This is a genomic window from Usitatibacter rugosus (genome assembly GCF_013003965.1).
Classification (GTDB): Bacteria; Pseudomonadota; Gammaproteobacteria; order Burkholderiales; family Usitatibacteraceae; genus Usitatibacter; species Usitatibacter rugosus.
The window spans coordinates 2,639,969-2,658,763 of the sequence record NZ_CP053069.1; the positions used below are offsets into that span (position 1 = coordinate 2,639,969).

Below are 18,795 nucleotides of genomic sequence, written 5' to 3' on the forward strand. Positions count from 1 at the left end.
CTTCCACGTTTTTTTCGGAGTCTAAGGGCCTCCGAAACGAACGGGAAGTCTTGACAAACTTTCAGCGATCGGCGATGTAGCGCTTCAACGCCTCGGCATCGGGTTTCAAGATGTCGAAGCGCTGCGGCTTCGATTCCAGATCGTGAAATCCCGGCGGCCGCGGCGCCGGCTCACCGAGTGCCTCGATGATCGTGGCCTCGAACTTCACCGGCAGCGCGGTCTCGAGGCAGATCATCGGATAGCGCGGCTCGGCGTATCGCTTCGCGAGCTTCACGCCGTCGGCCGTGTGCGGATCGATGATCACGCCGTGCATCGCCTTTACCTCTTTAATGGTGGCCAGCCGGTCGGCGTGCGTGCTCTTGCCGGAGACGAAGCCGGAATCCTCCTCGACCTTCTCCCATTCCTTCTCGCGCGAGAGGTCGAAGCCGCCCTCCTTCGCCACCTGGCCGAAGAGCCAGCGGACCTTCTCGCCGTCGCCGCCGACGATGTCCCAGATGAAGCGCTCGAAATTGGACGCCTTGGAGATGTCCATCGACGGGCTCGAGGTTTCGTGCGTATCTGCCGTCGCTCGCGGCCGGTAGCGGCCGGTGCGGAAGAATTCGTCCAGCACGTCGTTCTCGTTGGTGGCGAGGACGAGCCTGCGGATCGGCAGGCCCATCTGCTTCGCGACGTAGCCCGCGAAGATGTTGCCGAAATTGCCCGACGGCACCGCGAACGAGACCTGCTGGTCGTTCGACTGCGTCGCCGCGAAGTAGCCCTTGAAGTAGTAGACCACCTGGGCTGCCACCCGCGCCCAGTTGATCGAGTTCACCGCGCCGATCGAATGGCGCGCCTTGAATGCGGCGTCGGCATTCACGGCCTTCACCACGTCCTGGCATTCGTCGAACGTGCCCTCGACGGCGATGTTGAAGATGTTGGCGTCCTGCAGCGAGAACATCTGCGCGCGCTGGAACGGGCTCATGCGGTTGTGCGGCGAGAGCATGAAGACCTTCACGCGCGACTTGCCGCGCAGGGCGTACTCGGCCGCGGAGCCCGTGTCGCCGCTCGTGGCGCCGACGATGGTGAGGCGGCGGTCCTTCTCCTCGAGCACCTGCTCGAAGAGGTTGCCCAGGAGCTGGAGCGCGATGTCCTTGAAGGCGAGCGTGGGCCCGTTGGAGAGGCCGAGCAGATGAAGATTGTTGCCGAGCGGCCGGAGCGGCGTGATCTCGGGCGTGCCGAAGATCTCCTTCGTATACGTCTTGTCGACGATGCGCTTCAACGCGCCGCCGGGAAAATCGTCGGAGAAGAAGCGCAGGATCTCGAAGGCGAGCTGCGGGTAGGCGAGATCGCGCATCGCCTGCAGCTTGACCGGCATGATGCGCGGCCACTGCTCGGGCACGGCGAGCCCGCCATCCGGCGCGAGCCCCTCCAGCAGGATGTCGGTGAACGATTGGCCGGAAGACGCGCCGCGGGTGCTGACGTACTTCACGGCTTCGCGGGGACGGGGGATGCGCCGGCCTTTGCCTTTTCACGGACCGCGGCCGCCCTCTCCTTCGTGCCCGGCACGCCCTGTGCGGCGGCGGCAAGGTAGAGCTCGGCCGCGCGCTTCGGATCCTTGGCCACCACGGTCCCGGTCTCGTAGTACCAGGCTAGGCCGCTGAAGCCGCGGCCGTATCCGAGCTCCGCGGCCTTCTCGTAGTCCGCGAAGGACTCCTTTATCTTGCCCGTGTAGTAGAGCGACCAGCCGCGCGACACATAGCCGCGGCCGCGCGCCGGGAAGCGCTTGATGAACTCCTCGGCGAGCGGAAGCATCGCGGCGTATTCCTTGTTCTTCTCGCGCAGGCGGATCGCCGAGTCGAGCGCGCCCTCGAGCCCCGGGCAAAGCAGGAATGTCTTCTCGTAGACCTCGACCGCGCGCTTGTCGTCGTTGACCGTCTCGAGCGACGAGGCCACCTCGTTCTGCACCATGTATTTCACGTAGCGCTGGTCGGATTCCGACATGCCCTTCGCGTCGTCGACGATCGCCATCAGCTGGGGAATGCTGCCGCCCCACTTCGGATTGCTGGCCGAGATGTAGCGGTAGCGGACCTGCAGCGTCTCGGGATAGTCCTTGATGGCCTTGCGGTAGTGCTGGGCGGTCCGCACGGAGTTGCCCGTTGCGGTCGTGATGCGCATGCGCTGCGAGATCGCCATCGTGGGGCGCTTCGAGAGACGCATCGCTTCGTCCAGCAGCTCGTTGGCCTTGATCATCGACTCGCCCATCGCGTCGAACTGCTCGTCGGAGGTCTCGTCGGAGAACTTGTCGCCGCGCGCCGCGAAAGCCAGGCGCAGGTAGTAGGCCGCGGCGGCGAGATAGGCAGCCTCCGATTTCGGGTAACGCTGGATCCATTCGCGGTGCAGCGGATCGCGGGCGGGCGAAGCGACGGCGAACACGCTGAACAGGGTCGAGCCCTCGGCGTCGCTGAGGGTGCCCGCTTCCACGGACTTCACCACGCCGGAGAAATGGCGCTCGAGGTCGTCGAAGCGCTTCTCGGTGAGCGCGTTGCGCCAGGGCTGGAGCGAATCGTTCATCGCCGTGTACTTGGCCGGGCTGTCGCAGGGGGCATAGGCAAACGCGTTGGCCGCCGCGAGCCCGAGGGCCACGGCAACGACACCCGGCTTCACAGCAGCTCCTCCAACCGGATGCGGACCACCGGCGACGGAATCGTCGGCAAATTCTCGATGCGATGGATGGCGGCGTTGACGTGCTTCTCCTGCGTCGCGTGCGTGAGGATCACGACGTCGACCTGGTCCTCGCCCTCGCCCGCTTCCTTCTGGAAGATCGCGTCGATGGAGATCGAGAGGTCGGCGCAGATGCGCGTCACGTCGGCGAGCACTCCGGGGCGATCGAGCGCCCGCAGGCGCAGGTAATACGCGGACTCGACCGCTTCCATCGGAAGGATCGGCACGTCCGAGAGCCGGTCGGGACGGAATGCGAGGTGCGGGACGCGGTGCTCCGGATCGGCCGTGGCCATGCGGGTCACGTCCACGAGGTCGGCCACGACGGCGCTCGCCGTGGGTTCCGAGCCCGCGCCACGCCCGTAGAACAGCGTCGGACCGACTGCGTCGCCCTTCACGAGGACGGCGTTCATCACGCCCTCGACGTTGGCGATCAGGCGGCGCGACGGCACCAGCGTCGGATGCACGCGAAGCTCGATCCCCTTGTCCGTGCGCTTGGCGATGCCGAGCAGCTTGATCCGGTAGCCCAGCCCCTCGGCGTACTTGATGTCGATGGCGGTGAGCCGCGTGATGCCTTCGACGTAGGCCTTGTCGAACTGCATCGGGATGCCGAAGGCGATCGCGGCGAGGATGGTGAGCTTGTGCGCGGCGTCGATGCCCTCGATGTCGAACGCCGGATCGGCTTCGGCGTAGCCCAGGCGCTGCGCCTCGGCGAGCACCATGTCGAAGGGCAGGCCCTTGTCGCGCATCTCCGAGAGGATGTAGTTGCAGGTGCCGTTGATGATCCCGGCGATCCACTCGATGCGGTTGGCCGTGAGGCCCTCGCGGATGGCCTTGATGATCGGAATGCCGCCGGCGACCGCGCCCTCGAACGCGACCATCACGCCCTTCTTCTGCGCGGCGAGGAAGATCTCGGTGCCATGCTTGGCGAGCAGCGCCTTGTTGGCGGTCACCACGTGCTTGCCCGCGGCGATGGCCTTCAGCACCAGCTCTCGCGCGATGGTGTCCCCGCCGATCAGCTCCACCACGATGTCGATGTCGGGGCGCGCGATGATCGCGGCTGGATCGGCGACGAGCTCGATGCCGTCCAGCGAGACGGCTCGTTTCTTCTTGAGGTCGCGCGCGGAAGCCGCCTTCACGACGATGTCGCGCCCGGCGCGGCGCGCGATCTCCTCGCGGTTGCGGCGCAGGACCTCGACGGTGCCGCTGCCCACCGTACCCAGGCCCAGCAACCCCACCTGCATCGGCTTCACGGCTTCACCTTGCGGCTGAAGCTGAATGCGCCGATGACGAGGCCTTCGCGGAAATAGAAGCGGTGCGCCGCGGTGCGCTGGCAGCCGGACGAGAGCGCAAAGTTGTCGCAGCCGCGCTGCTCGGCCACGCCCTTCAGGTAATCGAGGAGTGCTTTGCCCACGCCGCTCGAGCGCTCGCGCTCGTCGGAGACCAGGTCGTCGCAGTAGAGCTCGCGGCCGGTGAACGTTTTCTCCATCACGCGGAAGACGGTGATGCCCAGCACGCGGCCGTCCTTCTCGGCGACGGCCATCTCGGCGCCGCTGGCGAAGACCTCCTTCAGGCGGCCCACGTAGTCCTGCGGCAGCTGAGGGCGGAGCTGGCGGTGCACTTCCTCGGCGGCGGCGATGAGCTGCGGCTCGGTGATGGCGCCCTGCGCGTCGGTGACGGGGACGATCCTCACAGCAGGCCGTCCTTGCGGAACATTTCCTTCACGCCGCGCACCGCCTGGCGCGAGCGGGCCTCGTTCTCGATGAGGGCGATGCGAACATGGTCGTCGCCGTAGTCGCCGAAGCCCACGCCGGGGGCGACGGCGATCTTCGCGTCCTTGAGCAGCTTCTTCGCGAACTCGATCGAGCCCATGGCGCGGTACGGCTCGGGGATCTGCGCCCAGACGTACATCGAGGCCTTGGGGTTCGCGACCATCCAGCCGGCGTCGTGGAGCCCCGCCACCATGACGTCACGGCGCCTCTGGTACTTCGCGCGGATCTCCTCGACGCATTCCTGCGGGCCGTCGAGCGCCGCGATGGCCGCCACTTGCAGGGGCGTGAACGTGCCGTAGTCGTGGTAGCTCTTGATGCGCGCGAGCGCGTGCACCAGGTCCTTGTTGCCGACCATGAAGCCGATGCGCCAGCCCGCCATGTTGTAGCTCTTCGACATCGTGAAGAACTCGACGGCGACGTCGCGCGCTCCCGGCACCTGCATGATCGACGGGGCCTTCCAGCCGTCGAACGTGATGTCGGCGTAGGCGAGGTCGTGCACGACGAGGATGTTGTGCTGCTTGGCGAGCGCCACGATCCTCTCGAAGAACTCCAGCTCCACGCACTTGGCCGTGGGGTTCGACGGGAAGCCCAGGATCATCATCTTGGGCTTGGGGAAGAGCTCGCGGATCGCGCGCTCGGCTTCCTCGAAGAAATCCACGCCCGGGGTCATGCGCACCGAGCGGATGTCCGCCCCGGCGATCACCGCGCCATAGATGTGGATCGGGTAGCTGGGGTTGGGCACCAGCACCGTGTCGCCGCGGTCGAGCGTGGCGAGCATCAGGTGCGCGAGGCCTTCCTTGGAGCCGATGGTGACGATGGCCTCGGAATCCATGTCGAGGTCCACGTTCCAGCGGCGCTTGTACCACTGGCAGATCGCGCGGCGAAGGCGCGGGATGCCCTTGGAGACGGAGTATCCGTGCGTGTCTTCGCGCTGTGCCACCTCCACGAGCTTGTCGACGATGTGGCGCGGCGTAGGACCGTCGGGGTTGCCCATCGACAGGTCGATCACGTCTTCGCCCGCGCGGCGGGCGGCCATCTTCAGCTCGTTGGTGATGTTGAAGACGTACGGGGGGAGGCGCTTGATGCGCGGGAATTCGGGTTGCATGCCCCAATTCTATCGCAGCGCTATTTCTTGCCGCCCATCCCCTTGATGATCGCGCCCTGCCGCCGCTGGATTTCCGCCTGTCCGCGCTCCCATTGCTCGCGCTCGTCCGGGCCCATCTCCTCCCAGTTGGCCGGTTTCTGCCCGAGGAGGTTCGCCGCGCCCTGGTCGGTCGTGGCGCCCGCGGTGCCCGTCGCCTTCGCCGCGCCTCCCGAATCCTGATACGGCTTGGGCTCCGCCAGCTGCGGCCGGTTTTCGGCGAGCCAGCCCGCGGGTATCACGCGGTGGAGCGTGCTTCCGTCGGCCTGCAGCGTCGCCACGGCCACCACCTTGCCCTGCGCATCCAGCAGCGGGGCGCCGTTGCCGCCGGGCTGCGTCGTGATGGCGGCCTGGATCGCCTTCCCCTTGCCCTCGTCCACGACCTTCGTGACCTTCGTCTCGCGGATGCCCAGCTCGCCTTTCGCATCCATCACCGCCGAGAAGACGTTCGCGCCCACCGCGGGCGGCGTGCTGTTCACCGAGAGCGGCTGGCCGACATAGCCGTCGGTGAGGATCTTGCAAAGGCCGAGCGCGTCGTCGGCGATCGTGACCCGCGCCGGGATCGTGCGCCCCTTGCCGACGTTCACGACCAGCAGCGCTCCAGGCGCCAGGCCCTGGCAGTTGCCCACCATGACCTTGTCCTCGATCACGAACGCGAGGCCCGCGGGCGTGGACTTGCCGGAGATGTCGTAGCTCAGCAGCGGCGACACGGAGCCGGACATCGCCATCTGCAGGGATTCGGTGGTGCTCGCCGTCGGAGCGGGCGGGCCGGAGGACCGGAACCCGAAGAAGGCGGCGCCCGCGGCCACCACGAGGACTCCCGCGGCGATCGCGGCAACCGGGGGCTTGTTCTTCTTCCTCCCGATCTCGCGCTCGAAGGCCGCCAGCTCCGCGTCGTAGGCGTCGCGCCGATGCTCGTCGGACAGGGTCTCGAACGCCTCGAGCAGCAGGGCCTCGCGCCGCGGGTCGGGCGCCGTGCTTTCCTTCTTGAATTCCGCGACCCAACGCTTGTGGGCCCGCGTGATGTCGGTCAACTTGGCCCGGCGGGGGACGCCGAGTATTTCGTAGTAATCGGGTACGGGCATTGCGACCTCGGGTTCCTGTTCTCCGTGCAGGCGGAAGTCTATCCGAACACGCGCGGCGCCTCCCGGGAATGCGAGAATGCCGGGATGAAAGTCGATCGCGTCACGGCCGAGGGCCGCAATGGATTCACCGGCTACGGGGCCGGGTACGTGGCCGTCAATGGACGGCACATCGAGCGCGGCGTGCTGGTGCGCCCGGAAGCCATCGACGACTGGAACGTCGCCTCGATCGCGCAGCTCGCGCCCGAGCACGTGCAGCAGGTGCTCGCGGCGAAACCGGAGATCGTGCTGCTGGGGTCCGGGGCGCGCTTCGCCTTTCCCGACCCGGCGGTGCTGGCGCCGCTCTACGCGGCGCGCATCGGCGTCGAGGTGATGGACACCCCCGCGGCCTGCCGCACCTTCAACATCCTCGCGAGCGAGGGCCGCAACGTGGTCGCGGCCCTCGTGGTCGACTAGCTGCCCGCCTTCACGGGCTGGCCGTTCACCACGTCGTAGGCCGAGCCGTCGGCGAGGCCCACGCGGTAGAACTCGCGCAGCACGTTGCCCATGAAGCCGATCTCCACGATCGAGACTTCCCGGAACTGCGTGTCGATGCCGTTGGGCAGCACCGCGTTCATCTCGGCGGCGAATTCGTTCATCGCGGTCTTCAGCCGGTCGTCCCAGCGCACCATGCTGTAGACGAGCGTGTTGTGCGGGTTGTGGGACGCCGTTTCCTTGCCGTCCTTCACGATGTTCACGCCGCTCACGCCCACCGTCTTCACGAGGTCCTTGCCGGCATCGCCCATCTTCTCGTACACCGGCCCGGTGACGCGGGGCAGCGGGCCGTCGCGCAGCGGCGCCATAGCCGCCGTGGCCACGGTGTTGAACTTCATCATCTCGGTGTAGCCCTGCCCGCTCTTCACCACGCCGAGGTCGAACCACCACGGGGCTCCGGCGCCGGCCGCGGCTTCGGTGTTGTAGAAGTTCTTGAGCGTGAGGGTGAGAACGGGCGGCGCCTTCGGGAACGCGGCCAGCATCTTCTTCGGCGTCGAGGGATCCGCACTGTGGATGTGCACGACCGTCACGTGCTGCAAGTTGAAGGTGCGCGCCTCGGCGACCAGCCCCAGCTTCACGAGCCTCTCGCGCAGCGGCGGGTAGACCTTGCTGTCGAGGATGTCGGTCACATCCTTCGGCAGGCGATAGACCACGCCGTACGTGGCCTTGTGCTCGCGGAACTCCGGCTTGCCGATCGCACTGTTGTCGATGGACTGGGCGTTGGCGCCGGACGCGGCGGCGGCGAAGACGGTGGCGATCATCGCCTTGCGGAATGCATGCATCGGTGGAGCTCCCCGGGTTGTTGTCGTTGGTGGAGCCTCCATGATGCAAGTTTCATGCAAGTGACGATAGGTCAGCCCGAACGCACCGCGAGGATCCGCTTGCGGCGGCGCGTGATGTCCGCGCGGTACAGGCCGAACGCCACGCCGGCCGCCGCCAACACCGGGTAGACAAGGCGCGGCACCGGCGCGGTGATCGATGCATCCACGATGACGGTTGCGACGATCGCGACCACACACCACGAGAGCGCATTGAAGCCGTAGAACGTGGCGCGGAGCCCCGCTCCGGCCAGGCGATCGAAGACGCTCGCCGCACTGCCGTCGAGGGGATGCGCGCACGCCTGGCACTGTCGCGCCGTGTAGCGCGGGTTGGTCCAGATCGCGCGGAAGCCCGTGGCGCGCCGGTTCACCTCGCCGCAGTTCGGGCAGGTCCTGAGGAGGACCTCGCCCAGGCTCACGCGAGCCCGCGCAATTCCCGTAGCAGCACCGAAAGCACGGCGAGATCCAGCGTGCCCTGCCCCTTGAGATCCTTCACCATCGACTCGAGGCGCGCGATCTGCGGACCGTAGCGCTCCTTCCACGCGGCCAGCATCTGCGCCGGATCCTTCGAGTCGGAGATCTTCGCGATCGACTGCGTGATGGCGCGCTGCTGGCTCGCGAGGTCGTCGCGCAGGGCGTTGCGGGCCAGGGCTTGCCACGACGTATCCGTCGGCAGCGCGGTGATCTTCTCCGCGACCCAGCGAAGGTCGAGCTCGCCCACGATCGCGAAGTACACCGCGGCGATCGCGTCGATGCCCTTCTTCGTCTCGTCCGATACCTCGGTCACGTCGAGCACGGCGTAGAGCGACTCGAGGCTGGCCAGCCGCTCGGCGAGGGGCTTCGGCACGCCGCTCGTCGTGAGCTTGTGCACGTAGGCCTCCCACGCGGCGCGGTCTCCCGGAGAGAGCACCGCCGGAACCTGCTTGCCGAGCGCGCCGAGCGAGGGCCGGAAGATCTCCAGCACCTGCGCGATCGGCAGCCTCTCGCGACGGCGGCGCAGGAACCAGAGCACGGCGCGCAGCAGAACGCGGCCCACGTTGATCAGCAGCTCGTACTGGAGCTGCGCGGGGACCTTGTTGTCGAGCGCGTCGATCTCGAGCCACAGCGGGTCGAGGCCGTAGATGTCGCGCACCAGGATGTAGGCGCGCACGACTTCTTCCGCCGAAGCGCCCGTCTCCTCCTGCATGCGGTGCACGAAGATGCTGCCCGTGCGGTTGATCATCGTGTTGGCGACGACGGTCGCGATGATCTCCCGGCGCAGCGGATGCTTCGCGATCGCCGCCGGTTGCTCCTTCCGCAGCGTGCTCGGGAAGTAATCCACGAGCGCCCTGCCGATATACGCGTCGTCGATCAGGGTCGAGCGGTCGAGCTCGTCGGAGAGCACGATCTTCGAGTAGGCGAGCAGCACGGCCCGCTCGGGCGCGGTGAGGCCCAGCTTCTTCACGCGGCGCTCGGCGATCTCGTCCTCCGAGGGCAGGAACTCCACCGCGCGATTGAGCTTGCCGGCCTTCTCCAGCACGCGCATGAACGCGGCCTGGCCATCCAGCAGCTTCTCGCCGCGCACGCCCTGCACCGCGAGCGCCTGCGGCTGGTAGTAGTTGTCCACGAGCACGAGGTGGCCGACCTCTTCGGTCATGTCCGCGAGCAGCTTGTTGCGCTGCTTCAGCGTCATCTCGCCTTCGGCCACCACCTGGCCCACGAGGATCTTGATGTTGACCTCGTGGTCGGAGCAGTCGACGCCGGCCGAGTTGTCGATCGCGTCCGTGTAGATGCGCCCGCCCTTCAGCGCGTACTCGACGCGGCCGAGCTGGGTAAAGCCGAGGTTGCCGCCCTCGCCCACCACCTTCGCGCGCAGGTCGGCTCCGTTCACGCGGATCGCGTCGTTGGCTCGGTCGCCCGCTTCCGTGTTCGCCTGGTACGAGGCCTTCACGTAGGTGCCGATGCCGCCGTTGTAGAGCAGGTCCACCGGCGCCTTGAGGATCGCCTTCAGCAGCTCCGGCGGCGTGAGGCTGTCCTCGCGGATGTCGAGGCGCTTCTTCACTTCTGGCGTGAGCGCGATCGACTTCGCCGAGCGCGGGAAGATGCCGCCTCCCTTGGAGATCAGCTTCTTGTCGTAGTCCTCCCATGACGAGCGCGGGAGGTTGAAGAGACGCTCGCGCTCCGCGAACGTGGTCGCGGGATCCGGATCGGGATCGAGGAAGACGTGGCGGTGGTCGAACGCGGCCACGAGCTTGATGTGCTTCGACAGCAGCATGCCGTTGCCGAAGACGTCGCCCGACATGTCGCCGATGCCGGCGACGATGAAGTCCTGGCTCTGCGTGTCGATGCCCATCTCGCGGAAGTGGCGCTTCACGCTCTCCCAGGCGCCACGCGCGGTGATGCCCATCTTCTTGTGGTCGTAGCCCACGCTGCCGCCCGAGGCGAACGCGTCGCCCAGCCAGTGGCCGTATTCCTCGGAGACCGCGTTGGCGAAATCGGAGAACGCGGCCGTGCCCTTGTCCGCGGCCACGACGAGGTACGGATCGTCCGGGTCGTGACGCACCACGTCCTTGGGCGGCACGATCTTGCCCGCCACGCGGTTGTCGGTGACGTCGAGCAGGCCGCGCAGGAAGTTCTGGTAGCAGTCGATGCCTTCCTTCAGGTAGGCCTCGCGGTCGGACTGCGGCGGCGCCTTCTTCAGCACGAAGCCGCCCTTCGATCCCGAAGGCACGATGACGACGTTCTTCACGACCTGCGCCTTCATCAGGCCGAGGATCTCCGTGCGGAAGTCCTCCGGGCGGTCGGACCAGCGAAGCCCGCCGCGCGCGACCTTGCTGGAGCGCAGGTGGATCGCCTCGAAGCGCGGCGAGTAGACGAACACCTCGAAGAGCGGCCGCGGCTCGGGCAGCTCCGGCACCTTGGCCGACTCGAGCTTGAACGACACGTAGTGCTTGCGCTTGCCGTCCGCGCCCTTCACCCAGTGGTTGGTGCGCAGCGTCGCCCAGACCACGTGGAGGAAGCGGCGGAGGATCCGGTCCTCGTCGAGATTCGCGACGCCGTTCAGCGCCTCCTTGATCTCGGTGTGGATCTCCTGCTGCGCAGCCTCGCGGTCGCCGGTGCGCGCCGGCTCGAAGCGCGCCTTGAAGAGCGCGACCAGCTTGGCGGCGATGATCGGATGTGCGGCGAGCGTCTGCTCGAGGTACGCCTGGCTGAACGTGAAGCCCGATTGCTTGAGGTACTTGGCGTAGGCGCGGAGCACGATCACGTCGTCCGGGGCTAGTGCGGCGCCGGGCGTGAGGCGGTTGAAGCCGTCGTTCTCGATCTCGCCGCGGGCCACGCGCGCGATCGCCTCCTCGGTGATGGCCTTGATCACCTCGACCTGCGGGATCGGGCGATGGCTGCGCAGGCCGAAGTCGTGCAGGAACACGGTGCCGCCCGCGCGCTCGATTTCATAACTCACTTCATCGAGCACCTCGAGCCCCATGTTCTCCAGCACCGGCAGGCTCGCCGAGAGCGCCACCGAGGCTCCGGAGCGATAGACGCGCAGCCGCAGCGTGTTCGCATCGCCCTCGACGGGGCGGTAGAGGCTCACGGCGAACTCGCGATCGGCGCCGAGCGTTTCCATGGCGACCACGTCGCGCACGGCCGAATGCGGCGTGACGTCGTCGCGGTACGCCACCGGGAAGGCCGCGCCGTACGAGCGCACGGCTCCGACGGCGCGTTCCTCGCCGAGGGCCTCGGTGAGCGCGATCTTGAGGTCGTCTTCCCAACGGCGCGTGGCCTGGGCGATCTCCGCCTCGATGGCTCGCGCGTCGTAGTCGGGCGTCTCCTTCGGCGAGGTGCGCACCAGCATGTGGATGCGCGCCAGGACCGCGTCGGACAGCATGACGGTGAACTCGGCGGTCGTGCCATTGAGGTGGCGCTTGAGGATCTCCTGGATCTTCACGCGCACGTCGGTGTTGTAGTTGTCGCGCGGCAGGAAGATGAGGCACGAATAGAAACGGCCGAAGAGGTCGCGGCGGATGAAGACGCGGGTCCTGCGCCGGTTGCCCAGGCGCAGGATTCCCAGCGCCGTGTCCAGCAACGTCTCCGCGTCCACCTGGAAAAGCTCGTCGCGCGGATAGTCCTCGAGCACCTGCACCAGGTTCTTGTAGGCGTGGCTGCCCTTCGGGAAGCCGGCGCGTTCCACGACCGCGGCCACCTTGCGGCGAAGGAGCGGGACCTCGAGCGGATCGGCGTGATACGCCGACGAGGTGTAGAGGCCGACGAAGCGCCGCTCGCCGATCACCTGGCCGGCGGCATCGAAGCGCTTCACGCCGATGTAGTCGAGATAGCCCGGGCGATGCACCGTCGCGCGCGTGTTCGCCTTCGTGAGCACCAGCACGCGCGGCTCGCGGGCGAGCGCACGAAGCTGTGCCGGCAGCTCCGCGAAGCTGGCCGAGACGCCGCCGAGCTTGGGTTCCCGCAACACGCCAAGGCCCGTGCGCGGCACGATCTTCAGCTGATCCACGCCATCGATCACCGCAAGCTCGTAGTCGCGGCAGCCGAGGAACGTGAAGTTGTCGTCGATGGCCCAGGCGAGGAACGCCTGGATCTCGCGGGCGTCGTCCGCATCCACGGTCACGGGTGGCTTCTCGAGCGTCTTCGCCATGGCCGCCATGCCTTCGCGCATCGCCGGCCAATCCTCGACGGCCGCGCGAACGTCGCCGAGCACCGCGTTCAGCTGCAGCCCGATGACCTTGAGGCGCTCGGGGTCGTTCTCGCGATCGACCTCGACGTGGATCAGCGACTCCACTTTCGTGCCCGCGCCGGGAGCACCGACCGAGGTGAGCGCCCCTTCCTTGTCGCGCTGCGTGCCGAACAACGGATGCACCAGCAGGTGCTGCGTATAGCCGAGGCGATTCACCTCCATGCCCACCGAATCGACGAGGAACGGCATGTCGTCGTTCACCATCTCGATCACGGTGTGCGGGCTGGACCAGCCGTGCTCCTCGACGCGCGGGTTGTACACGCGGATCTTGGGCATGCCGGAGGCAAACGTGCGCGCGAATTGCAGGTGCGCCATGGCGGCACCGTAGAGGTCCTCGACGGACCGGCTCGACAGGTCCTCGGCGTCGACGGAATCGAAGTAGTGCGCGATGAAGGTGCGTGCCTCCTTCGCCGCGGCACCGGAAAGGCGCTGGTCGGCGAGGCGCAGGACCTGCGCGAGGATGGCCTGCTTCTGCTCGTGGGCGGGGAAATGCATGGGGATTGGGGATGCGGAAAGCGTATGGAGTCCTCCATTTTGCTCCATTCGGCGGACGTCTTCATGACCGGCTCCGCCGATGGCATACGGCTTGCTCCGAGCCTTCGGGGACGTTCGGAATCGATCGGCCGGCATGAGCCTTGGCTCACCAAGGCATGGTCACTTGAAGTATTCTTGGCTTTCAACAGAGGAGGGAACCCCCATGCATCGCCACATCCACGCCGCCGCCGCGGCCGCGCTCTGCGCTTTCATGGCCATTCCGGCCATGGCGCAGGATCTCACCGGCACCCTGAAGAAGATCAAGGACTCCGGCACCATCACCCTCGGCCACCGCGAGACCTCCGTGCCCTTCTCCTTCCTGGACGAGAAGCAGCAGCCCATCGGCTACTCGATGGACATCTGCGCCGCGATCGTCGAGGAAGTGAAGAAAGAGCTGAACCTGCCGACCCTCACCGTGAAGTACAACCCGGTCACGTCGCAGACGCGCATCCCGCTCATGGCCAACGGCACCATCGACCTCGAGTGCGGCTCCACCACGAACAACCTCACGCGCCAGAAGCAGGTCGCGTTCGCGCCGGTCACGTTCATCACCGGCACCAAGCTGCTGGTGAAGAAGTCCGCGAAGATCAAGACGTACAAGGACCTCAAGAACAAGACGGTCGTCGTGACGCAGGGCACGACCAACGAGCGGATCATCAAGGCCCTCTCCGACAAGGAGAACCTGAACATCAAGTTCCTCAACGCCAAGGACCACGCCGAGAGCTTCCTCACGGTCGAGTCCGGCCGCGCCGCCGCGTTCTCGATGGACGACATCCTGCTCTACGGCCTGATCGGCACCGCGAAGAACCCGAAGGACTTCGAGGTCGTCGGCGACTACCTCTCGTACGACCCGTACGGGATGATGTTCCGCAACAACGACGATGCGTTCGGTGTCGTCGTGCGCCGCGCCGTCGCCCGCTTCTTCGGCGAGCCGGGCCTGTGCAACGGCCCGATCAAGACCGTCTACAAGAAGTGGTTCGTCGACAAGCTGGCATCCGGCCAGACGATGGGCGTGCCGATGAGCCCGCTGCTCGAGGCCGTCTGCCGCACGAACGCACTTCCGGACTGATGTCCTGACCGACCGGGGGAGCGAAAGCTCCCCTCGCTTCTTTAGAGCCCGCCATGGACTGGAAGGTCTTCCTGGAGCAGGCCCCCTCGGGGGGCATGACGTACCTGGGCTGGCTCGCGTCCGGCACGATGTGGACGCTGCTGGTCTCGATCTTCGCGTGGATCATCGCCTTCAGCCTGGGCTCGGTGCTGGGCGTGATGCGCACCACGCCGCTCGCGCTGCCGCGCACCATCGCCACGACGTACGTCGAGATCTTCCGCAACGTCCCGCTGCTGGTGCAGATGTTCCTCTGGTACTTCGTGATGCCGGAGCTGGTGCCCAAGGCGCTGGGCGACTACCTCAAGCAGGACCTTCCCAACCTCGTGGAGCTGCCGTTCGCGCAGTTCTCGATGTGGGAATTCACCGCCGCGGTCCTGTGCCTCGGCCTCTATACCGCCTCGCGCGTCGCCGAACAGGTTCGCGCCGGCATCCTTTCGCTGCCCCGCGGCCAGACCAACGCCGGCCTCGCGATGGGCTTCACGCTGCCGCAGGTCTACCGCTTCGTGCTGGTGCCGATGGCCTTCCGCATCATCATCCCGCCGATGACGAGCGAGTTCCTCACCATCTTCAAGAACTCCTCCACGGCGCTCACCATCGGCGTGATCGAGCTCACGGCGCAGAGCCGGCAGATCTCCGAGTACACGTTCAAGACCTTCGAGGCCTTCACCGCGGCCACGTTGATCTACGTCGCGATCACCCTCACCGTGATCTTCCTCATGCGCTGGCTCGAGAAGAGCGTGGCGGTTCCGGGCTACATCTCCCAGGCGGCGGGGCACTGATGGATTTCGACTGGAACGTCATCTGGAAGAACCGCGAGGTGCTGGTGAGCGGCATGATGCTGTCGCTCAAGCTCTTCGCGATCGCGCTCACCGGGGGCATCTTCTTCGGCACGCTGCTCGCGATGGCGCGCTTGTCGTCGTGGAAGGTGCTCTCCTACCCCGCCGCGGGCTTCGTGAATTTGATCCGGTCGATCCCCTTCATCATGGCGATCTTCTGGTTCTACTTCCTCACGCCGATGCTGGTGCAGAAGATGACCGGCCAGCAGGGCGAGGCCGTGGGACCGTTCACCTCCGCGATCGTGGCCTTCATCATGGTCGAGAGCGCGTACTACTCCGAGATCATCCGCGCCGGCATCCAGTCGATCCCGCGCGGCCAGCCGTGGGCCGCCTACGCGCTCGGCATGAACTACTGGCAGGCGATGGGCACCGTGGTGCTGCCCCAGGCCTTCCGCAACATGATCCCGATCATGCTCACGCAGGCGATCATCCTTTTCCAGGACACCTCGCTCGTGTACGTGGTCGGCTTGAAGGACTTCCTCGGCGCCGCGAGCAAGGCGGGCCAGCTTTCCGGGCGCATCGTGGAGCTCTACATCTTCGTGGCGTTCGTGTTCTTCATCATTTGCTTCGGGGCCTCGTGGGCCGTGAAGAAGCTCCAGGCGAAGTACGCCATCGTTCGATAGGACAATCGCATGCCGATGATCGACATCAAGAACGTGAGCAAGTGGTACGGGCAGTTCCAGGTGCTCACGGATTGCACCACCAAGGTCGAAAAGGGCGAGGTGGTCGTCGTCTGCGGCCCTTCGGGCTCCGGTAAATCGACGCTCATCAAGGTGGTGAACGCGCTCGAGCCCTTCCAGAAGGGCGAGATCACCGTGGAGGACGTGAAGGTCCACGACCCGAAGACCAACCTCTCGAAGCTGCGCTCGCGCATCGGGATGGTGTTCCAGAACTTCGAGCTCTTCCCGCACATGAAGATCGTGGACAACCTCACGATCGGCCAGATGAAGGTCCTGGGCCGCCCTCGCGACCAGGCCATCGAGCACGGCCTGAAGTACCTGGACCGCGTGGGCCTCATCGCTCAGAAGGACAAGTACCCCGGCCAGCTCTCGGGCGGCCAGCAGCAGCGCGTGGCCATCGCCCGCGCCCTGTCGATGGACCCCATCGCCATGCTCTTCGACGAGCCCACCTCGGCCCTCGACCCGGAGATGATCAACGAGGTGCTGGACGTCATGGTCGAGCTCGCCCGCGAGGGGATGACCATGATGTGCGTCACCCACGAGATGGGCTTCGCCAAGACGGTCGCCAGCCGGGTGATCTTCATGGACAAGGGCCAGATCGTCGAGGACTGCACGAAGGACGAGTTTTTCGGCACCGCCCGCTCCGAGCGGGCCCAGCAATTCCTGTCCAAAATCCTCCACCATTGACCCCAAACTGCCGATTTGGGCGATTTTCGGCACTCCTTGCCGAAAATGGGCTGAGGAATCCTGCCCAAGCCATTGACGAAACGGGTTTTTCCCCCGAAACTCCCTATCCATGAATCGCCTGACGGCCATCGGCCTGGCTTCTCTCGTTGCTTGGGGCGTTTTGATCGCCACCAAGTACGCGGGTTTTGCGCCTGCATCCGCAGGTGACCGGGCGCCTGCGCGCGTCACGGCCACCGAGGGCAAGCTCACGGTCGGCGAATCTGCCGTGCTCCCCGTCGTCGCCGAGCCTCGTGCCGCCGCCTCCATCGCTTCGGCCAATCGCATCCAGACCGTCAAGGCCTCCGCCGCGTCGCTCGAGTTCCGCGCCGCCACGGACCTCAAGGCCTACGCGGACCAACTCCTGTCGCGCCGCGCCACGCTCAACGCCGACGAGCGCTACCACCTCGCCAAGACGCTCGAGGAGTGCCAGTTCGTCGCCTCGATGAACGAGGACCTCATCGCCTACGCCGCCAAGCAGCGCCGCCTGTTCCTGGCCGGCCTGCCCGCGGGAGACGCGCTCAACGGCAAGCGCATCGCCGCCTTCGAGGCCAGCGACAACACGCAGCGCTGCGCCCGCTTCCAGGGCACGAAGATCGCCGCCAAGGACATCGAGTCGCTGTACGCCGATGCCGCCCAGCAAGGCGACCCGCGCGCCCAGGCCCGCATGTTCGTGGCCGACTTGAACAAGCACAACAACGGCGTGCCCGGCAGCTCCAAGCCGCCCGGCGACACCAGCGCGGGCCAGCGCGTCGACGGCTCCTCGGAGCTGAACGTGCTGATCGGCCTGCTCGAGACGCACGACCCCGAGGCCGTGGTGACGGTGGGCCAGGTGCTCTCCACCATGGCCACCACGCAGCAGATCCGCATCGGCCCCGACGGCGAAATGGCGGAACCCAACGCCTTCCTGGGCGCATTCCTGCTCGTGGCCTGCGATTACGGCCCCGACTGCCTCGCGCTCAACCGTGAAGCCCTCAATGCCTGCGCCTACGCCGGCTACTGCGATGCGCGCACGTACGAGGACCTCTACCAGAACTTCCTCGCCTCGCCCTTCGCGTACGCGCAGGCCATGCGCTATCGCAGCATCATCCACGACGCCATCGCGACGCGGAACTGGGCGCTGATCGGCCTCACGCAGAAATCCGGGCCCTTCCGGGCGCAAGCCCAGAACGTCGCCACCGCCAAGCCGTAGCGGATTCGCCCGGCTTCAGTGGGCGACGAGCACCTCGAGGTGCTCAACCACGCACCGCCCCAAAGCCACCGTGTTGTAGCCGCCCTCCAGCGTGGAGACCACGCGGCCTTGCGCGTGGCGGTTTGCGACCTCCACGAGGCGCTCGGTGACCCAGCGGTAGTCCTCGTCCTCGAGGTTCAGGTACGCGAGCGGATCCTCGCGATGGGCATCGAAGCCGGCCGAGACGAAGATGAGCTGGGGGTTGAAGCGATCCAGTGCGGGGATCCACACCTCTTCCACGGCCTGGCGGAAGCCTTCGCCATCGGTCATCGCCGGCAGCGGCACGTTGATGATGTGCTCGTTGCCGGATTCGGCGCCGCAGTGCGGATAGTAGGGATGCTGGAAGGTGGAGCACAGCATCACTCGCGGATCTTCGTGGAAAGCGTCTTCGGTGCCGTTGCCGTGGTGGACGTCGAAGTCCAGCACCGCGACGCGCTCCAGCCCGTGCGCCTCGAGCGCGTGGGCGGCGCCGATGGCGACGTTGTTGAAGAGGCAGAAGCCCATCGGCCGCTCGGGCGTGGCGTGGTGGCCCGGCGGACGCACGGCGCAGAAGGCGCTCTTCACCTCGCCCGACATCACGAGGTCCGTGCCGCGGACGACCGCACCCGCCGCATGCAGCGCGGCCGAGAGGGACTTGGGATTCATCGAGGTGTCCGGATCCAGGTAGGCGTAGGACGCCTGGGGCGACGCGTCGAAGATCAGGTCGACGTGGTCCGGGTGATGGATGCGCAGCAGCTGCTCGCGGGTGGCTTCGGGGGCGCGCTCGATGCGCAGCTTCGGTGCCAGGCCCGCGCCTTCGATGGCCGCGAGGACGGCGCGAAGGCGCTCCGGGGATTCCGGGTGATGGTCCCCCATCTCGTGGAGGACGCAATCGGGGTGGGTGAGGAGCGCGACTGCCATGCGCCCCGCG

At 66.7% G+C, this 18,795-nt stretch carries 16 protein-coding genes; 6 read left to right on the forward strand and 10 right to left on the reverse strand.

The features are described 5' to 3' along the window. Positions 1-61: 61 nt before the first annotated feature. The 6 genes from thrC to DSM104443_RS12455 are packed head-to-tail and all read right to left on the reverse strand — an operon-like array spanning position 62 to position 6,695. Positions 62-1,468, reverse strand: a complete 1,407-nt coding sequence (thrC, locus tag DSM104443_RS12430; RefSeq protein ID WP_171092680.1) for a threonine synthase — start codon at positions 1,466-1,468, stop codon at positions 62-64. Then, complete coding sequence (locus DSM104443_RS12435) at positions 1,465-2,643, reverse strand: DUF4034 domain-containing protein (protein ID WP_171092681.1); 1,179 nt, start codon at positions 2,641-2,643, stop codon at positions 1,465-1,467. The genes thrC and DSM104443_RS12435 overlap by 4 nt, the downstream gene beginning before the upstream one ends. Continuing rightward, on the reverse strand, positions 2,640-3,950 hold the full coding sequence (locus DSM104443_RS12440) for a homoserine dehydrogenase (protein WP_171092683.1): 1,311 nt from the start codon (positions 3,948-3,950) through the stop codon (positions 2,640-2,642). Before DSM104443_RS12440 ends, DSM104443_RS12435 begins: the two co-directional genes overlap by 4 nt. Beyond that, positions 3,947-4,390, reverse strand: coding sequence for a GNAT family N-acetyltransferase (locus DSM104443_RS12445; protein ID WP_171092686.1), 444 nt, complete (start codon positions 4,388-4,390; stop codon positions 3,947-3,949). The genes DSM104443_RS12440 and DSM104443_RS12445 overlap by 4 nt, the downstream gene beginning before the upstream one ends. Continuing rightward, on the reverse strand, positions 4,387-5,574 hold the full coding sequence (alaC, locus tag DSM104443_RS12450; protein WP_171092687.1) for an alanine transaminase: 1,188 nt from the start codon (positions 5,572-5,574) through the stop codon (positions 4,387-4,389). The genes DSM104443_RS12445 and alaC overlap by 4 nt, the downstream gene beginning before the upstream one ends. Positions 5,575-5,594: 20 nt before the next feature. Next, positions 5,595-6,695, reverse strand: coding sequence for a trypsin-like peptidase domain-containing protein (locus DSM104443_RS12455; RefSeq protein WP_171092689.1), 1,101 nt, complete (start codon positions 6,693-6,695; stop codon positions 5,595-5,597). An 84-nt stretch (positions 6,696-6,779) separates the two neighbouring features. Here DSM104443_RS12455 and DSM104443_RS12460 point away from each other — a divergent pair, with 84 nt between their 5' ends. Then, positions 6,780-7,148: an Mth938-like domain-containing protein gene (locus DSM104443_RS12460; protein ID WP_171092691.1), complete on the forward strand. Its 369-nt coding sequence runs from the start codon at positions 6,780-6,782 to the stop codon at positions 7,146-7,148. Here DSM104443_RS12460 and DSM104443_RS12465 read toward each other — a convergent pair. From DSM104443_RS12465 to DSM104443_RS12475, 3 genes are all read right to left on the reverse strand, one after another. After that, positions 7,145-8,008: a hypothetical protein gene (locus tag DSM104443_RS12465; RefSeq protein ID WP_212756648.1), complete on the reverse strand. Its 864-nt coding sequence runs from the start codon at positions 8,006-8,008 to the stop codon at positions 7,145-7,147. The genes DSM104443_RS12460 and DSM104443_RS12465 overlap by 4 nt on opposite strands. 71 nt (positions 8,009-8,079) lie before the next feature. Beyond that, positions 8,080-8,463 carry a hypothetical protein gene (locus tag DSM104443_RS12470; protein ID WP_171092692.1) on the reverse strand — a complete coding sequence of 128 codons (384 nt, stop codon included), beginning with the start codon at positions 8,461-8,463 and terminating at the stop codon, positions 8,080-8,082. After that, positions 8,460-13,268, reverse strand: coding sequence for an NAD-glutamate dehydrogenase (locus DSM104443_RS12475; protein ID WP_171092694.1), 4,809 nt, complete (start codon positions 13,266-13,268; stop codon positions 8,460-8,462). Before DSM104443_RS12475 ends, DSM104443_RS12470 begins: the two co-directional genes overlap by 4 nt. A gap of 202 nt (positions 13,269-13,470) precedes the next feature. Between DSM104443_RS12475 and DSM104443_RS12480 the strand changes: the two genes are divergently transcribed. From DSM104443_RS12480 to DSM104443_RS12500, 5 genes are all read left to right on the forward strand, one after another. Then, complete coding sequence (locus DSM104443_RS12480; RefSeq protein WP_171092696.1) at positions 13,471-14,376, forward strand: amino acid ABC transporter substrate-binding protein; 906 nt, start codon at positions 13,471-13,473, stop codon at positions 14,374-14,376. A 53-nt stretch (positions 14,377-14,429) separates the two neighbouring features. Continuing rightward, entirely contained in the window at positions 14,430-15,194 is a 765-nt protein-coding gene (locus DSM104443_RS12485; protein WP_171092698.1) for an amino acid ABC transporter permease, read from the forward strand. Beyond that, positions 15,194-15,874, forward strand: coding sequence for an amino acid ABC transporter permease (locus DSM104443_RS12490; RefSeq protein ID WP_171092700.1), 681 nt, complete (start codon positions 15,194-15,196; stop codon positions 15,872-15,874). The genes DSM104443_RS12485 and DSM104443_RS12490 overlap by 1 nt, the downstream gene beginning before the upstream one ends. 9 nt (positions 15,875-15,883) lie before the next feature. Continuing rightward, positions 15,884-16,618 carry an amino acid ABC transporter ATP-binding protein gene (locus DSM104443_RS12495; protein ID WP_281359525.1) on the forward strand — a complete coding sequence of 245 codons (735 nt, stop codon included), beginning with the start codon at positions 15,884-15,886 and terminating at the stop codon, positions 16,616-16,618. A 109-nt stretch (positions 16,619-16,727) separates the two neighbouring features. Continuing rightward, positions 16,728-17,846: a hypothetical protein gene (locus DSM104443_RS12500; protein WP_171092702.1), complete on the forward strand. Its 1,119-nt coding sequence runs from the start codon at positions 16,728-16,730 to the stop codon at positions 17,844-17,846. 15 nt (positions 17,847-17,861) lie between these two features. Here the strand turns inward: DSM104443_RS12500 and DSM104443_RS12505 are convergent, their stop codons facing one another. After that, positions 17,862-18,785: a histone deacetylase family protein gene (locus tag DSM104443_RS12505; RefSeq protein ID WP_171092704.1), complete on the reverse strand. Its 924-nt coding sequence runs from the start codon at positions 18,783-18,785 to the stop codon at positions 17,862-17,864. Positions 18,786-18,795 lie beyond the last annotated feature (10 nt).

Excerpts from the sequence above, each read along its gene's own strand:
- alaC (WP_171092687.1), bottom strand. The coding sequence starts at position 5,574 with ATGCAACCCGAATTCCCGCGCATCAAGCGCCTCCCCCCGTACGTCTTC.
- DSM104443_RS12455 (WP_171092689.1), bottom strand. The coding sequence starts at position 6,695 with ATGCCCGTACCCGATTACTACGAAATACTCGGCGTCCCCCGCCGGGCC.
- DSM104443_RS12460 (WP_171092691.1), top strand. The coding sequence starts at position 6,780 with ATGAAAGTCGATCGCGTCACGGCCGAGGGCCGCAATGGATTCACCGGC.
- DSM104443_RS12465 (WP_212756648.1), bottom strand. The coding sequence starts at position 8,008 with ATGCATGCATTCCGCAAGGCGATGATCGCCACCGTCTTCGCCGCCGCC.
- DSM104443_RS12475 (WP_171092694.1), bottom strand. The coding sequence starts at position 13,268 with ATGCATTTCCCCGCCCACGAGCAGAAGCAGGCCATCCTCGCGCAGGTC.
- DSM104443_RS12480 (WP_171092696.1), top strand. The coding sequence starts at position 13,471 with ATGCATCGCCACATCCACGCCGCCGCCGCGGCCGCGCTCTGCGCTTTC.
- DSM104443_RS12485 (WP_171092698.1), top strand. The coding sequence starts at position 14,430 with ATGGACTGGAAGGTCTTCCTGGAGCAGGCCCCCTCGGGGGGCATGACG.
- DSM104443_RS12490 (WP_171092700.1), top strand. The coding sequence starts at position 15,194 with ATGGATTTCGACTGGAACGTCATCTGGAAGAACCGCGAGGTGCTGGTG.
- DSM104443_RS12495 (WP_281359525.1), top strand. The coding sequence starts at position 15,884 with ATGCCGATGATCGACATCAAGAACGTGAGCAAGTGGTACGGGCAGTTC.
- DSM104443_RS12500 (WP_171092702.1), top strand. The coding sequence starts at position 16,728 with ATGAATCGCCTGACGGCCATCGGCCTGGCTTCTCTCGTTGCTTGGGGC.
- DSM104443_RS12505 (WP_171092704.1), bottom strand. The coding sequence starts at position 18,785 with ATGGCAGTCGCGCTCCTCACCCACCCCGATTGCGTCCTCCACGAGATG.